Source organism: Streptomyces sp. x-19 (assembly GCF_046549115.1).
GTDB lineage: Bacteria > Actinomycetota > Actinomycetes > Streptomycetales > Streptomycetaceae > Streptomyces > Streptomyces albulus_C.
On the sequence record NZ_JAJPWK010000001.1, the window covers coordinates 312587 to 326314 of the forward strand.

A 13728-nucleotide genomic window follows, 5' to 3' on the forward strand; every position below is an offset into this window, starting at 1 on the left:
CGGAGCAGGGGACGCACTGGCAAGGGGAGAGGAGCCGGTGCATGACGCACGGCCGTGGGGTGGACTCCGAGACAGTCGAGAAGCCGAGGATTCCGCGGCTCGTCTGTCGCCCCGGCGTCACGCTCTACGTCGATGAAGAGCAGTTCGACTTCCACATAACCGCGAGCCCCGACCACACAACGGAGAACCTCTCCGCCGTTCTGCGGGCCGCCGAAGCCCTGAACCTGAGCCTGCTTGACCAGGACGAATGCGAGCCGGAAGTCCTGCCGGACGACTCGATTCGTCTCTACCTGAAGTCCATCGCCTGACCTTGTTGGAGAACCGAGTGACCCTAGAACTGAAGCAGCTACCCGCTCGCGCTCCGAGCGTCCCCCGCGACGGATGGGGGCGCCCCATCGTCGTCCCGAAGGGCGGCGGGCGACCGAGGTCGCTGACCCGCACGACCACGTTCATCGACTGCATCGAGGACAAGTCGGCCCTGTCCGATTGGCGTCAGCGCATGACGCTGGTGGGGGCCGCGAGGCGCCCCGCGCTCCTGGACGTGGTGAGGCAGCTCAGCCCCGAGGACGCCCAGGACAAGCGCAGGCTGAACACCCTCGCCGAACAGGCCGTCGACCTCGCCGGAGCCAACGCGAAGCGAGAGAAGGGGACGCACCTCCACACGCTGTCGGAGTACGTCGACCGGGGCGACGAGTTGCCGGCCGGAACCGCGCTGAGCGATGTCGCCGACATGGCGGCCTACAAGATGGCGACCGTGGACTTCGACGTGGTGGCCGTCGAACAGTTCGTCGTGATCGACGAACTCGGCGCGGCAGGAACCTTCGACCGCATGCTCCGGTACTCGGGCCCAGGCCCGGACGGCGGGCACATCGAGGGCTTGTTCATCGGCGACCTGAAGACCGGATCGGTGCAGTACAGCGGCCTGAAGATGGCTGCTCAGCTCGCGGTCTACTCACGCGGCGAGCTGTACGACCACACCCTGTGCCCCGTGAACGACGGCGACAAGAAGGCGCTCGCAGCCTGGAAGAAGGCCGACGTGCCGGCCGCCCTGGCGTCCGCCGCGTACGCGTCCATTCCCGCAGTGAACAAGGACTGGGGCATCATCATCCACCTGCCCGCCGGAGAGGCGCACTGCACGCTGTACTGGGCCGATCTCCGCCTCGGCTGGGAGGCCGCCCGCCTGGCACTGGACATCCGCCGGATGCGCTCGGTCAAGGGTGCCCTGGCCCAGTTCAACTAGCGCTAGCTTCTGCGCCCCGATTGAGATAGTGTGGCTGAAGCGCCGCACGAACCGCGCGGCGAGAACAGAGAGGGGCACAGCGAGTGGCCGACGAGGGCCGATCCATCACCGTCACCATCAAGTACGGCCGCAACCACGACGACTCGTGGGCCGTGTTCCGTGGCGGCCCCGGCGAGATCCGCGACGACATCACGGCGTTCTTCAGCCTAGATGGTAAGAGTGTGGCAGATCTCTCGCTGCATGAACTCATCGTCGAGGCAGGGCAGATCGCACAGAGCACAACCACCATCGTGAAGGGGCTGGACGCACGGATCGTGCCCCAGTCCGCCCCGCAACCCAGCGCGGCGTGGAAGGCGGCAGGCACGTCCCCGGCCGCCGCGCAGTCCACGACCAGCGCGGTCCTCGACCAGATCGCCGCATGCCAGAACGCCGATGAGCTGCGGCGTCTGTGGGCGACGAACCAGACCGCGTTCGGCGACCAGGCCGTCATGGACGCCTGGAAGGCGCGCGGCCGAGCACTCAAGGGCTCGTGATGGGCCGCCGCCTCCTCGGCGCGGCCGTAGCCGCCGCCATCGCTGCGGGGTCGCTCGCGATCCGCGTCCCCGCCCAGCACAACCCGTACCCCGTTCACCGACAGAGTGGAGACCAGTAGTGACCCTGAACCTCATGGACATCCCGACCGCCAACGGCGGATGGTTCAAGCCCGCAGAGGCTGCCGAGGCAGTTGCGATCCTCCTGGAGGTCAAGCAGTTCGACCGCCAGCGACCGACGCCCAACGGGCCGAAGGACTCGGTTCTGTGCGATGTGACCGTCTTCAAGACCCCGGAGCAGCTCGACAAGCTTGCGCCCGAGGTCTCGAAGGGGCAGCGCATCGAGCAGACCGTTCTCGCCCGTGACCTGGAGTCCGTCGTCGGCGGTGCCGTCCTGGTCACCGTGACCCAGGTGCCCGCGAAGAAGCCGGGTGCACACCCGGCGTGGGTCTGGAAGCAGGTCACCGACACGGGTGTCCGCAACCAGGTCGTCGCGTACGCCTCCCAGCGGGACGCCGCCGTGGACGCGGCTGTGGCCGACGCCCCCGACTTCGACTGAGGCAGTGGCCGGCACGGGGGCGGTCGTCCTGGCCGCCCCCGGCACCCCCTATGGAAGGAGGCACCGCGGAGTGCTCACCCCTGGAAGGTCCCTGACTCTGCACTCGGAGTCGGGCAAGGAACTCCCCCGCATCGAGGCGTTCGACGCGCTCTACAACCTCGGCTGCCGACCCCGGCACGGCGAAGTCGTGATGATCGCTGGCCGAAGTGGCACGCAGAAGTCCGGGCTGGCCCTGTTCTGGGTCGCCAGCATGAACCTGCCGACGCTGTACTTCAGTGCCGACATGAGCGCCTTCACCGCGTCCTCCCGGCTCGCGAGCCTGGCGACCGGCGACACGACCGAGATGGTCGAAGCGGGCATGGCCGAAGGCGGCCGGTATCGAGAGACGTACCTCAACGCGCTCAGCGGAAGCCAGATCACCTTCTCCTTCGGCTCGCCGATCACCTGGCGTGGGGTGGACGAGGAACTGGAGGCGTACGTCGAGCTGTGGAACGCCTACCCGTCGATCCTGGTGTTCGACAACCTGATGGATTTCGAGAACGCGGAGAGCGACTACACCGAGCAGATGGCGGTGATGTCCGGGCTGACGGAGCTGGCCCGTTCCACCGGCTCGACGGTGATCGTGCTGCATCACGCGTCCGACAAGTCGTGGGAAGCCAAGAGCGACCCGTGGGCGCCCCCGTCCCGCGACCAGGTAAAGGGCGGCCTGTCGGAGAAGCCCGAGCTGTCGCTGTCCGTAGCCCTGGACCCGACCTCGCTCGAATTCAAGATCGCCGTGATCAAGCAGCGGATGGGCCCATGCGACCCGACCGCGCGCCGGTACGCGACGCTGCGATGCCATCCGGAGATCACGACGTTCTCCAAGCTCGAACCCCGCATCTCGCCACTCCACCAGCCTGCGGCCCGCGAGTGGTCGCCGCTCGACGCCCTGAAGCAGTGAGGATTGTAAGAGTTGAACGACGTGACGGCGCGGAACCGCAGGAACAAGCGGCGGGGCGCGGACTGGGAGACAGAGCTGCGCGACAGGCTCCGGGAAGCCGGGGTCGACATCGAGCGGCTGCGGCTCGTCGGCAAGGACGACGAGGGTGATCACGTCGTGCGATGGGACGGTGGGCGCTACCTGATCATCGAGGCGAAGAACGCCAAGTTCGAACCGGGGACCTTCGTCCGTGAGGCCCTGCGCGAGCGGGACAACTTCGCGCGTCACCGCGGCTTGAGCCCCAAGGACGTGGACGTGATCGTGATCGTCCGGCGGCGCGGGGCGAGCTGGCGGCAGGCGTACGTCCTGACCACCGTCGAGGAGTATTTCGACCTTCCGCCGGAGGAGGCGTGAGGCTGTTCGAGGAGGTCGCGGAGCACAGGCGACTGGCCCGCGAGCTGGCGGATCTCCTCGAAGAGACCAGCGAGCCGGACGGCCTGTTCGAGTTGGGCTGGGACGGCGAGAGCAGCTCCTTCAAAGGCCGGCGGATCGCGTGAGCGAGCCCGAGGCCCTCGCGTTCTAAGCCTTCCTCGACCTCCTCAACGACGCCGAGTTCGACGCCCAACTCCTGTTCGAGATGGAGGAGTTCTACGAGATCAGCATGCGTGATCTGGATTGGATGCTGCCGTGAGGCTTGATCGCCTGGGGCGCCGGGACTTCGACGACGAAGACGGTACAAGGCCGACCTTGGAGGCGGTGCTCGAACACTACGAGGTGGACTTCAACCCCCACCGGTCCTACGGCATGGCCCGCTGCCCGCTGCACGAGGACAACACCCCCTCGCTCTCCTACAACCTCGACCGGCAGGTGTGGAAGTGCCACTCCTGCCACGAGGGCGGGGACAGCTACGAGCTGATCATCAAGCACGAAACGATCGTCAACAGGAAAGAGATCACCTTTGTCGGAGCGAAGTCCCTTGCGACCTCTCTCGCCCTCCCAGTGCGCGACGCTGGAGGAGGCGACAACCGCCTATCAGGCAGCGCTTACGGAGGACGCCGCTCGGTACCTCCTCGCTCGCGGGATCGGTCAGCCCGAAGCGGATACGTACCGGCTTGGCGTCGTCAATGACCCGGCTCCCGGCCACGCCCGCTACCGAGGCATGCTCGCCATCCCCTACCTCGACCGCAACGGGCAGCCGCTGACGATCCGCTTCCGCTGCCTGGAAGAACACGACCACCGAGCCCTGGGCCACGGCAAGTACAACACGATCAAGGACGACGCCCCCCGTATGTACGGCGTCGACTCCATCCACGCGGCCGGAGACGAAATCCACGTCACCGAAGGTGAGCTGGACCGGATCATCCTCCGCAAGGTCGGCTTCCACGCCGTTGCCATCCCCGGCGCCGCCCTCTGGCTGCCACGCCATCGCCGGATGCTCGCCGGTTTCTCGAAGGTCTGGGTGTGGAGCGATCCCGACGACGCGGGCGCCGAACTCAACAACAAGGTCTGCCGGGCCCTGCGGAACGCCAAGGGCATCCGCCTGCGCGACGGCGACGTGAACGAGACCTACATGCAGGGCGGCGCCCAGGCCCTGTACGACCTCGCCAGTTAGGAGACAGCGAGTTGACTGACACGACACCCGCGAAACGGCCGGCACGCAGGACCGATCCGACAACGACGGTCATGGCAGAGGTGAAGTCCGCACGCAAGGTACTCGGCACACGGCGGCTTCCGGCGGCCGGAGGCGAGCGCCCAGCGAAGGGCAGGGCCTATCACCTCCGCCAGTCCAACCGGTGGCGGGCCATCGAGCACAGCCGAACCCTGGCGAAGACTTCCGGCTGGGACTCCGCCGTCCTGGCCGCAGCGTTCGGCGCCTTCACCGAGTCGGAGCCCCAGCACATCCGTTCCGGCCTGGTCCGCCTGGCGGCGCTCGCGGTCGCGGCCGTGGAGTCGCTCGACCAGGAGGCCGCGTGACCGAAGCCCTTCCCGGCAATCCGGGACCTCGCCTTCAGCGGATCTGGCAGGCCCTCGGGCCACGCGAGCGCGAAGCGTTCGAGCGACACCTCCTTGAGGGCACGGCCGCCGAGGATCTCGTCTGGATTCTCGACCGCTACGGACACCGCGTGTCCGCATCCACCATCCGCACGTACCGGCGCCGACTGCGCCAGGAAGAGAGCGACAACGCTTGAGTGACACCCTCCTCGACGAGCTTCTCTCGAAGCCCGTAGGGCCTTCCGTACCGCCCCGCCAGACCGACCCCGAGCGCGACTTCACCCGCCAGATCGAGGTGTCCGGAGACGACGCCGAAGTCACCGTTCGCGGCCCCGCCGAAATGGACCCGAAGGGCACAGCAGCCGACGTTCTCCACGCCCACGGCCTCGACGCCGGGGAGTGGGAGGTGAAGGGATTCCGCAGCTCTGAGTGGACGATGCCGAACGGAGAGACGGGACTGAGCACGCGCTTCACGTTCGCCCGCGCCAAGACCGTCTCGCCGGATGAGCGCCCCGACATCGGCGAGCTGCTGGCAGCGATCGAGACCCACCAGCCCGGCCCGCCTGCGGCCACACGAGTCACCGGCGACCACACCCTCGTGATCGCCCTGGGCGACATGCAGTTCGGCAAGGCGGACGGGGACGGACCGGCCGGCACGCTGAAGCGCACGGTGGACTGCCTGAACGGGGCCGCCGATCTGCTGGAGATGTACCGCGAGCGGTTCGACATCGGGCACGTACACGTCGCGTGGCTCGGCGACCACATCGAAGGGTTCCAGTCGCAAGGCGGGGCGAACCTCTGGCGAACTCCCCTGACCCTCACCGAGCAGATCCGACTTACCCGGCGGGTGATGCTGCACGCAGCGCTGACCCTGGCCCCCCTCGCGGAGCGGGTCACCATGGCCGCTGTCCCCGGAAACCATGGGGAGGCTGTCCGTGTGGCCGGTAAGGGCGTGACGAGGTACGACGACTCGCACGACACCGAGGCCCTGATCTCCGTCCGCGACGCACTGGAGCTGAACCCGGAGCTGTTCGGCCACGTCGAGTGCTTCGTCCCGGACACGGACGAGCTGACCGTCACCGTCGACTGCTCGGGCACGGTCGTGACCCACGCTCACGGTCATCAGTGGCGGCCGGGCAAGCACTGGGAGTGGTGGCGCGGCCAGGCTTTCAATAAGGAGTCCGCCATGCACCAGGCCGACCTTCTCCTTGCCGGCCACCTTCACCACGAGTTCGTGGACACAGACGGCCCCCGCACCTTCATTCAGCCTCCGGCCATGGAGAGCGAGTCGACCTGGTGGCGGCACGCCAAGGGCACCACTGGGGCCCCCGGCCTGGTCGTCGCGGTGACGAAGGACGGCCAGGTACCAGTCAAGGAGGTGGTCCGATGACCCTGCAACTCGCCGATCTCGAATCAGCCGAAGCCGTGAAGGCAGTCGACTGGTCCGTCCTCGCCGAGCCGCAGGTCGAGAGCGTCGCGCAGGCTGTAGCCCGTGCGTTCGCCCGCGACTACGGCCTGACGCTGGAGTACGACGACGCCTACCAGGAAGCGGTCATCGTGGCCGCCGAGCGTGCCTCCGATGTGCGGCGCACTCTCGCCGAGGGTGGTGCCGGCCTGCTTCACCGATGGATGTCTCAGCGGCTGCGGGACCGCTGGCTGACCGACGCGAAGCACCGCTCCGGCCACATCTCCTACGAGGCCGCCCGGCACGCGGCCGAGAGAAGCGGCCTGTGACCTACGACCGACGCCTCGTTGAGCACCTCCTACCGGCGGTGTGGGACGCGGAAGCGGCGTATGGCATTCGCAATCCCACCGCCCCGGACGCCGACATGCCGAAGGGCACGGTCGACAAGAAGGCCGCGGGGACGCTGTTCGCCCACCTCGCCGATATCCGGCGGGGCTGGGGGACGGCGCCCCTGTCGATCGGCGAACGCCAGTCCCTCGTCCTGCGCTTCGGGGCGGACCTTCCGGACGAGGAGTCGGCCACGCTCCAGGGCGTCACCGGGCGGGCCGTGCGCTACCGCTGTGAACGCGGCATCGGCAAGATCGCCGCCCACCTGAACGGGACCGAGTACGTGGACAGCTACGACGAGTTGGAGGGTGCGGCTTGAGCGAGGCAATGCCGGAAGACGCGATCGAGTATTGGGACGAGACGACCAGGACGTACTACGAGCGCCAGGAGGACGGGGCAGTTCTGTCCCGCCCGTACAACGAGGCGGAGAACGCTCAGGCCGACGCCAGGGTGAACCGGGCCATCCTCATCGAGGATTTCAAGGAGAGCACCCTGCTTCTCTCCGCCGACAACGCGTCGAACACAGCCTTCTCCGCTCTGGCCGAGATCAGCGACGACGAGCTGAAGGCACAGATCAACGCACTCACAGTGCAGTCGAGCCGACAAGCAGTCGTGCTCGCCGCCATGGTCCGCTTCCTGCTGGGGCGCTTCGAGTCCCTGGCCACCGAAGTTCGTTAAGAACCTGGCTCTGCCAAGGGCCTCGGGCAAGTTCTGGCAAGTTTCTCGACGCGACGCCAACGCTTCGGGCAGGATCGGGCACGTAGGGCGACACCGACCTCATGAGGAGGGCATCATGGCGCTGCGTATGCTCGGCAAGGACCCGAACAGCCCGGACGGCAACAGCCCGACCGTGTACCTGGACGAGGAGACGGACCGTTACCTGGTCCAGGGCTTCAACGTCGAGGACGAAAAGCGGCTCAAGCAGATGAGCATCCCCGCCCACGAGGGGGTCGTCGAGATCCCGCGCTACATGGTTCAGTTCTTCCTTGAGCAGGACAGGAAGGGCGCGGACACCGACCCGGAGGTGGAGAAGGATGGCAGCGGCCCCGACGTTTAGGGAGCTGTTCCGCGACTGCCAGAGGAGTGCTGTCCACCTGGAGACGCGAGACGCCTACTCCAAGACGGACTCGGCTTTCATCGACTGGAAGGCCGGCGTGCCTATCGACCCCGCTCAGCGGTGGGGTGCCTGGCACGAAATCGTCAGCGAAGCCGTGGCACGCGGCGTCGAGATTCGTCGGGCGCGCGTCGTTTCGACTCCCGTAAGCGAATACATCCGTTTCGAGTACGACGTGACGGACGGTTTGAATATCGCAGCGGGCGAGGATGTGCGCTGGCTCTCGCGGCGAAGCGCCACCGGAATCGCTCTTCCGGGCAACGACTTCTGGTTGTTCGACTCCAGCCTCGTGTACGTCAATCATTTCGACGGAGAAGGCGAACCCACCGAACCGGAACTCACCGAGGACCCGGAAGTCGCAAAGCTCTGCGAGTCTGCCTTCGAAGCCGTCTGGAAGAAGGCCACACCTCACGCAGAGTTCGCACACTGAAACACATAGGACTGTCACCGAGAAATGGAACCGGCGTCTTCGAGCGTCCAAGAAGCACGTAAAGCGCTCGGGCGCCGCTTGGGTGAGATCCGGAAAGCGGCCGGGCTTACAAAACGTGCCCTGGCGCAGAACATCGGGTGGCATGAGTCGAAGGCTTCGCGCTTCGAGAGCGGCACACGTGCGCCCTCGGAGCGCGATCTTCGTGATTGGTGCCGAGGGTGTGGAGCGGACGACCAGGCCGAGGATCTGGTCTCGACGGCCCAGGGCATCGAGGGCATGTACGTCGAGTGGGGCGACATGGAGCGCGACGGTCTCACCTGGGCTCAGCGGTCCGTCCTGCCGCTCTGGGAGCGCACTCAGCGGTTCCGCTTCTATTCGCCTTGGCTGATCCCTGGGCCTGTGCAAACCGCCTCGTATATCAAGGCGCTGCTGACTTCGATTCGTGACCGCCGCGGCCTCGCCGATGACATTGACTCGGCGGTCGAAGTCCGTGTCGAAAAGCAGAAGATCGTCTACGGCAATCACCAGTTCTCTATCCTCCTGGAAGAGGACGCCCTATATCACCGCGTCGGCGGGCCGGCAGTCCTGGCCGGACAGCTCGGCTACCTGCTCACGGTGATGGCTCTGCCCACGGTGAGCATTGGGATCATCCCCCGAGACGTCGAACGGCCGTTCATGCCCGTCGAAGGGTTCTTCCTCTTTGACGACCACACCGTGAAGGTCGAGCTTGTCTCCGCTCACCTAAGCGTCGTGCAAAGGCACGAGGTAGCCATGTACGTGGAGACCTTTACCGACCTGGCTAACCTCGCCGTTCATGGCCACGCTGCGCGCGACATCATCACCAGGGCCATCAATTCACTCGACTGAGTCTGGCAAGTTCCGGCACACTCCTGGAGTTATTCTCACCCCCCTCCCTACGGTTATGCGCACGGTTCCAAAACGTGCCAGGGAGGGACGTGATGGCGTTGGCAAGTATCGGCAAGTCTCCTCGGGTGGCCGACTGCACGGCGGTTGATCCCACCATCGACGTAGAGGGAATTTCGGATCGGACCGAACTCGTCCTCGCGATGAAGATGGGCACCACCACCCGCGAGGACATGGATGCGTCCCTGCCGCTCCTCGTGCGACACCTGAGCAGCCTCCTGAATCTGGACCTCGGGCAGGCCGAAGACCAGGACGTACGGCGGCTGTGCCGACAGGGACGCACGCTGATCGAGCACGGAACGCGCCCCACCAACGAAACGCCGGCCTTCGGCGTCTTCATCTACCTCCGCGACACCGCCCTGGTCGCACGACGCCTGCTCTGGATCTACGCCGAGCAGGAGGGGGTGAGTGCGCCGTGACCGTCGAGGTGGGCCATGTCGTCAGGGAGTTGTCGCGCTACCTCAACGAGCACCCCGCCGAGGAGATGGCGCTGATGCCGCTGTACGACGCGGCTCGCGATCACACCTCTCATCGCGTCTGCACGCATGCGGAACGCTGCCCGGTCATAACCACGGGCGCCCTCGTAGTGAACGAGAGTGGGCACGTCCTCAGCCTGCGGCACCGTGGCGGGTTCGCCCTCGCCGAGGCGGAGCCCGAGGAACAGGACGAGACCCTCAGCGGCGCGGCTCTCCGGCTCCTCACCGAGGAGGTCGGCATACGGGACGTGTGGACCGTTCCGGGTGCCGAGGGCCCATTCCTGATCGACGTGACCCGGCCGGGCCAGCATCGGTACGGGCCCCGGCTTCGGGTCGGCTTCCGGTACCTGTTCCGCGCCCACTCGGGCGCCGTGTTCCCTTCGGCGATCGAAACGGGCGCAGCCGCATGGGTGCCTCCGAACGACATCGGCATTCGGCCTGTCCGCAACCGGCTTCGTGACCCCTCGGTCGGCGCCTCGTGAGCCAGTTGACACACCAAATCCTCTACGTGGCCTGCGTCCTGGCGCTGGGCGGCGCCATCGCCCTCGGCATCTGGAGGGGCTGATGTACGAGCGCAAGCAGGCGACTACGCCCTCCATACCTCCACCGCCCATCGGGACCGTCCCCGCAACCCGGCAGCCGAGTGATGTCCGAGTTGGAGACTTCGTCTACCTCGATGACTCGTACCTGATGGTGCAAGACATGCGCTCCACCGGCATAGCAGGGCGGCGGGTCCTGATCTTCTCCGGCCATCTCCCGCTGGTCATGGACAGGGCGCTCACCATCTACCGCCAGGCCGAGTACCGCTGACTGCCTCACGTCTCGACCCTTCCATCTGAGCTACCCCACCTCACACGAGGAGCTTCGCCATGCGCTTTCGCAAGATCCACGGCGCTGGGAACGACTTCGTCTTCCCCGCCATCGACCTCGGCCCCGAGAAGGACTGGGCCAAGGAGGCTGAGCGGCTCTGCGCGAGAAGGACCGGAGTCGGCGCTGACGGACTGGTCATCAACAGGTTGATCGCCAGCGATCCTGCCGTCCTCGAAGTCGCCTGTTTCAACGCAGACGGCTCCGTCGCCACCATGTGCGGCAACGCCTTACGGTGCACCGCTTGGGCTGCGCACCGCGACCATGGCTTCACGGAGATGACCCTCCACATGGCCGGAGTGGAGCACCAGGCGGTCGTGAGCGACGACGGGGTGTGGGTCACGGCCGAGGTCGGCGCCATCCACCCACGCCGCCTCAACACGATGATCAACAACAAGCCGACGTGGTTCGACAGTGCGCACACCGGCACGGAACACGTCGTCGCCGTCGTAGACGACGTGGATGCGATCGACGCCGAACTCGTCGGCCGCCTCGTCCGCCACCACGCCGACCTTGCGCCGCTCGGCACGAACGTCAACTTCGTCCAGTCGGCCGGCAACCAGGCCCTCAAGATCCGCACCTACGAACGCGGGGTCGAGGCGGAAACGCTGTCGTGCGGCAGCGGAGCCGTGGCGGCCGTCGTCATCGCGACCATGCGCGGCCTGGTCTCCCCGCGCCCCGTCACCGTTCACAACCGCGCCGGGGAGCCGCTCACGGTCCGGCCTCACGAAGACCGACCGCGCCGAACCCAATGGGTCGGCGGCCCCGTTACCCACACCTTCGAAGGGGTGCTCGCATGACCAACTTCCTCAATCCCGTCACGGACCCGACGACGCAGAAGGTCATCCACGACCTCCGCGCCTGGGGACGCAACCGGCAGGGACTCAACGTCGCCCTCATCTACGGCCCGGTGTCCGACGAGGACCAGCTCTACCACTCGCAGTGCCCCGTCGACCAGCGCTCCGTGACCGCCCTGTCCGAGGCCCTGGACGAGATCGGCGCCCGCTGGACCGTGCTCAACCCCTGCGAGTCGAGCTTCATCGAGGAGCTGGCCTCGTATGACGTGGCCCTCTCCAATCTGCACGGCCCGTACGGGGAGGACGGACGCTTGCAGGGACTCCTCGACTACCTCCGCGTGCCGTACTGCGGGAGCGGGGTCTCGGCGTCGGCGGTGGCCGCCGACAAGATCCTCTGCAAGAGGGTGATGCTCAGCCTGGGGGTGCCCACCCCCGGCTGGTCGGTATGGTCCGGCGGCCCGGCCACTTGGAGCGGGCGTCCCGTAATGGTGAAGCCGCCCTTGGGGGGCTCCAGCGTCGGAATGAGCCTCGTACGCGAGCAGGCCGAATTCGGGCGCGCACTGACCGACGCAGCGGGCAAGACGGGCGATGCCGTGCTCGTCGAGGAGTACGTGACGGGCACTCCCCTGACCGTGGGGCTACTGGAGCTGCCCGGCGGCTCCGTCGCTATCTTCCCTCCGCTGGCGACAGAGGCCACCGACGCCGAGTTCTATGACGCCGACACCAAGCTCGACGTTGACTCCCGAGGCGCTGTCGCCGTGCGGGTCGCGGACCTGCCTCCCGAGGTTCTGGGGGAGGTCACCCAGCAGGTCAAGACCCTGTGGGACGGACTCGAACTGCGCGGCTCGGCTCGCATCGACTTCATGCTCACCCCGGAGGGCCAGCCGTACGCGCTGGAGGTCAACCCCACCCCCGGCATGTCGCGAGACTCGAACTTCGCCGTGGGCGCCGCCACGCTCGGCTTCACGCACACGGATGTCGTCCTGGCGATGCTTCACGAGGCGCTCGCCCGGCGGCCGTACGATGTCCCCCTGCCCACTCCCGCGTTCTCCAGCACCATGTCGACTCGGGAGGCTGCCGTCTCACCGTAGGAGCCAGCCCGCTGTGCCGCGCGTCCACGATGTCCCCATGTGCCGACAGCTCATCGACCCCGCCGAGTGGGATCTACACGGGGGCTGGGCCCTCGGGGACAGGACCGAATGGTCCAACCGGGCGTGCGGCCTGGCATCGCTGCGGATGATCCTCCTCGCCTATGGGCAGGAGGCGCCCACGGTCACGGAACTCCTCAAACTCGCGGTCAAGGGCGAGATCCTGACCCCGCGCGGAGCACTCCACGCAGGAATCGCCCGCCTGGCCGCCGAACTAGGAGTTCCGTCGACCGCAGAGCCCCTACCCGTCGAGGATCTGCCCGCAAGGCTGGACGATGCGCCGCTCATCGCGTCTGTGACCGAGCAGTTCCCCGAAGACGGGCGCTCAGGTGGTCACCTCGTCATCCTTCGCGGATATGAAGACGGCCCAGACCCGACGATCCACTTCCGAGACCCGTCGAGGTGGGGTCAGACGCATGGACACGTCCCGCTCAGCCGCCTGGCCCACTCTTACACCGGCCGCGCGATCACCTTCGCGCCCCTGATTCACGGAGACCCCTCATGACCGAGGCAGACGGCCCCGCCGCCACCGACGTGACCGACACGGCGGTCAAGCTGGAGGGCGGCCGGACGATCGCCGTACTAGGCGAGATGCTGGAGTTGGGCGAGGAAGCCGTGGAAGCGCACCGATCGGTCGGCCGCATGGCTGGTGAGTTCGGCATCGACATCGTGATCGGGGTCGGCGGCGACATGGTGAAGCAACTCGTCCTCTACGCGGGCGCGGCCGGAGTACCCGAGATCGCGATGGTCGCCGACAACGAGACCGCTGCGGCCTTCCTCGAAAAGATCCTTCGCCCTGGCGACAAGGTACTCGTGAAGGCATCGCGGAGCGGGATGCTCTGGCAAGTCGCCCAGCGCCTCACCGGCCAGCCGGTCACCGGCTTCTGAGTAGCGAGCCACCGGCTCAGGGCCCCGCGTCCGAAGCCCTGAGCCCCTGCTG

At 67.0% G+C, this 13728-nt stretch carries 24 protein-coding genes; all 24 read left to right on the forward strand.

What is annotated here, in order from left to right:
• Positions 1-41: 41 nt before the first annotated feature.
• The 24 genes from ACLJT4_RS01495 (at position 42) to ACLJT4_RS01610 (ending at position 13676) form a co-directional block, all read left to right on the forward strand.
• Complete coding sequence (locus ACLJT4_RS01495) at positions 42-308, forward strand: hypothetical protein (protein ID WP_411120616.1); 267 nt, start codon at positions 42-44, stop codon at positions 306-308.
• A gap of 17 nt (positions 309-325) precedes the next feature.
• Positions 326-1240, forward strand: a complete 915-nt coding sequence (locus tag ACLJT4_RS01500; protein WP_411120617.1) for a hypothetical protein — start codon at positions 326-328, stop codon at positions 1238-1240.
• An 83-nt stretch (positions 1241-1323) separates the two neighbouring features.
• A complete protein-coding gene (locus tag ACLJT4_RS01505) occupies positions 1324-1773 on the forward strand; it encodes a hypothetical protein (RefSeq protein WP_411120618.1) in 450 nt (149 codons plus the stop codon).
• Between the two features lie 133 nt (positions 1774-1906).
• Positions 1907-2329 carry a hypothetical protein gene (locus ACLJT4_RS01510; RefSeq protein WP_411120619.1) on the forward strand — a complete coding sequence of 141 codons (423 nt, stop codon included), beginning with the start codon at positions 1907-1909 and terminating at the stop codon, positions 2327-2329.
• Between the two features lie 70 nt (positions 2330-2399).
• Positions 2400-3269, forward strand: a complete 870-nt coding sequence (locus tag ACLJT4_RS01515) for an AAA family ATPase (RefSeq protein WP_411120620.1) — start codon at positions 2400-2402, stop codon at positions 3267-3269.
• 21 nt (positions 3270-3290) lie between these two features.
• Positions 3291-3662: a hypothetical protein gene (locus tag ACLJT4_RS01520; protein ID WP_411121057.1), complete on the forward strand. Its 372-nt coding sequence runs from the start codon at positions 3291-3293 to the stop codon at positions 3660-3662.
• Positions 3659-3805 carry a hypothetical protein gene (locus tag ACLJT4_RS01525; RefSeq protein ID WP_411120621.1) on the forward strand — a complete coding sequence of 49 codons (147 nt, stop codon included), beginning with the start codon at positions 3659-3661 and terminating at the stop codon, positions 3803-3805. The genes ACLJT4_RS01520 and ACLJT4_RS01525 overlap by 4 nt, the downstream gene beginning before the upstream one ends.
• A gap of 130 nt (positions 3806-3935) precedes the next feature.
• Positions 3936-4376, forward strand: a complete 441-nt coding sequence (locus tag ACLJT4_RS01530) for a CHC2 zinc finger domain-containing protein (protein WP_411120622.1) — start codon at positions 3936-3938, stop codon at positions 4374-4376.
• Positions 4377-4407: 31 nt separating this feature from the next.
• Positions 4408-4860, forward strand: a complete 453-nt coding sequence (locus ACLJT4_RS01535) for a hypothetical protein (RefSeq protein ID WP_411120623.1) — start codon at positions 4408-4410, stop codon at positions 4858-4860.
• A 71-nt stretch (positions 4861-4931) separates the two neighbouring features.
• Positions 4932-5222, forward strand: a complete 291-nt coding sequence (locus ACLJT4_RS01540) for a hypothetical protein (protein ID WP_411120624.1) — start codon at positions 4932-4934, stop codon at positions 5220-5222.
• Positions 5219-5437 (forward strand): hypothetical protein, encoded by a 219-nt coding sequence (locus ACLJT4_RS01545; protein WP_411120625.1) that lies wholly within the window; start codon positions 5219-5221, stop codon positions 5435-5437. The genes ACLJT4_RS01540 and ACLJT4_RS01545 overlap by 4 nt, the downstream gene beginning before the upstream one ends.
• A complete protein-coding gene (locus ACLJT4_RS01550) occupies positions 5434-6630 on the forward strand; it encodes a hypothetical protein (protein ID WP_411120626.1) in 1197 nt (398 codons plus the stop codon). The genes ACLJT4_RS01545 and ACLJT4_RS01550 overlap by 4 nt, the downstream gene beginning before the upstream one ends.
• Positions 6627-6974, forward strand: a complete 348-nt coding sequence (locus tag ACLJT4_RS01555) for a hypothetical protein (RefSeq protein ID WP_411120627.1) — start codon at positions 6627-6629, stop codon at positions 6972-6974. Before ACLJT4_RS01550 ends, ACLJT4_RS01555 begins: the two co-directional genes overlap by 4 nt.
• Positions 6971-7351 (forward strand): hypothetical protein, encoded by a 381-nt coding sequence (locus ACLJT4_RS01560; protein ID WP_411120628.1) that lies wholly within the window; start codon positions 6971-6973, stop codon positions 7349-7351. The genes ACLJT4_RS01555 and ACLJT4_RS01560 overlap by 4 nt, the downstream gene beginning before the upstream one ends.
• A complete protein-coding gene (locus ACLJT4_RS01565) occupies positions 7348-7710 on the forward strand; it encodes a hypothetical protein (protein ID WP_411120629.1) in 363 nt (120 codons plus the stop codon). Before ACLJT4_RS01560 ends, ACLJT4_RS01565 begins: the two co-directional genes overlap by 4 nt.
• Before the next feature lie 115 nt (positions 7711-7825).
• Positions 7826-8089 (forward strand): hypothetical protein, encoded by a 264-nt coding sequence (locus tag ACLJT4_RS01570; protein WP_411120630.1) that lies wholly within the window; start codon positions 7826-7828, stop codon positions 8087-8089.
• Positions 8067-8576: a DUF6879 family protein gene (locus ACLJT4_RS01575; RefSeq protein WP_411120631.1), complete on the forward strand. Its 510-nt coding sequence runs from the start codon at positions 8067-8069 to the stop codon at positions 8574-8576. Before ACLJT4_RS01570 ends, ACLJT4_RS01575 begins: the two co-directional genes overlap by 23 nt.
• Positions 8577-8600: 24 nt before the next feature.
• On the forward strand, positions 8601-9443 hold the full coding sequence (locus ACLJT4_RS01580; protein WP_411120632.1) for a helix-turn-helix domain-containing protein: 843 nt from the start codon (positions 8601-8603) through the stop codon (positions 9441-9443).
• Between the two features lie 92 nt (positions 9444-9535).
• A complete protein-coding gene (locus tag ACLJT4_RS01585) occupies positions 9536-9919 on the forward strand; it encodes a hypothetical protein (RefSeq protein WP_411120633.1) in 384 nt (127 codons plus the stop codon).
• Positions 9916-10458: an NUDIX domain-containing protein gene (locus ACLJT4_RS01590; protein ID WP_411120634.1), complete on the forward strand. Its 543-nt coding sequence runs from the start codon at positions 9916-9918 to the stop codon at positions 10456-10458. Before ACLJT4_RS01585 ends, ACLJT4_RS01590 begins: the two co-directional genes overlap by 4 nt.
• Positions 10459-10845: 387 nt before the next feature.
• Entirely contained in the window at positions 10846-11643 is a 798-nt protein-coding gene (gene dapF, locus ACLJT4_RS01595) for a diaminopimelate epimerase (RefSeq protein WP_411120635.1), read from the forward strand.
• Complete coding sequence (locus ACLJT4_RS01600; protein WP_411120636.1) at positions 11640-12731, forward strand: ATP-grasp domain-containing protein; 1092 nt, start codon at positions 11640-11642, stop codon at positions 12729-12731. Before dapF ends, ACLJT4_RS01600 begins: the two co-directional genes overlap by 4 nt.
• Positions 12732-12768: 37 nt before the next feature.
• The gene (locus ACLJT4_RS01605) at positions 12769-13293 is read left to right on the forward strand and encodes a C39 family peptidase (protein WP_411120637.1); all 525 of its coding nucleotides are present in this window, start codon (positions 12769-12771) and stop codon (positions 13291-13293) included.
• Positions 13290-13676, forward strand: a complete 387-nt coding sequence (locus tag ACLJT4_RS01610; RefSeq protein WP_411120638.1) for a glutamate ligase domain-containing protein — start codon at positions 13290-13292, stop codon at positions 13674-13676. The genes ACLJT4_RS01605 and ACLJT4_RS01610 overlap by 4 nt, the downstream gene beginning before the upstream one ends.
• Positions 13677-13728: the final 52 nt, after the last annotated feature.

Bases quoted from the DNA above. Each gene is read 5' to 3' on its own strand.
- ACLJT4_RS01495 (WP_411120616.1), top strand. From the start codon at position 42: ATGACGCACGGCCGTGGGGTGGACTCCGAGACAGTCGAGAAGCCGAGG.
- ACLJT4_RS01510 (WP_411120619.1), top strand. From the start codon at position 1,907: ATGGACATCCCGACCGCCAACGGCGGATGGTTCAAGCCCGCAGAGGCT.
- ACLJT4_RS01535 (WP_411120623.1), top strand. From the start codon at position 4,408: ATGCTCGCCATCCCCTACCTCGACCGCAACGGGCAGCCGCTGACGATC.
- ACLJT4_RS01540 (WP_411120624.1), top strand. From the start codon at position 4,932: ATGGCAGAGGTGAAGTCCGCACGCAAGGTACTCGGCACACGGCGGCTT.
- ACLJT4_RS01555 (WP_411120627.1), top strand. From the start codon at position 6,627: ATGACCCTGCAACTCGCCGATCTCGAATCAGCCGAAGCCGTGAAGGCA.
- ACLJT4_RS01570 (WP_411120630.1), top strand. From the start codon at position 7,826: ATGGCGCTGCGTATGCTCGGCAAGGACCCGAACAGCCCGGACGGCAAC.
- ACLJT4_RS01575 (WP_411120631.1), top strand. From the start codon at position 8,067: ATGGCAGCGGCCCCGACGTTTAGGGAGCTGTTCCGCGACTGCCAGAGG.
- ACLJT4_RS01580 (WP_411120632.1), top strand. From the start codon at position 8,601: ATGGAACCGGCGTCTTCGAGCGTCCAAGAAGCACGTAAAGCGCTCGGG.
- ACLJT4_RS01585 (WP_411120633.1), top strand. From the start codon at position 9,536: ATGGCGTTGGCAAGTATCGGCAAGTCTCCTCGGGTGGCCGACTGCACG.
- dapF (WP_411120635.1), top strand. From the start codon at position 10,846: ATGCGCTTTCGCAAGATCCACGGCGCTGGGAACGACTTCGTCTTCCCC.
- ACLJT4_RS01600 (WP_411120636.1), top strand. From the start codon at position 11,640: ATGACCAACTTCCTCAATCCCGTCACGGACCCGACGACGCAGAAGGTC.
- ACLJT4_RS01605 (WP_411120637.1), top strand. From the start codon at position 12,769: ATGTGCCGACAGCTCATCGACCCCGCCGAGTGGGATCTACACGGGGGC.
- ACLJT4_RS01610 (WP_411120638.1), top strand. From the start codon at position 13,290: ATGACCGAGGCAGACGGCCCCGCCGCCACCGACGTGACCGACACGGCG.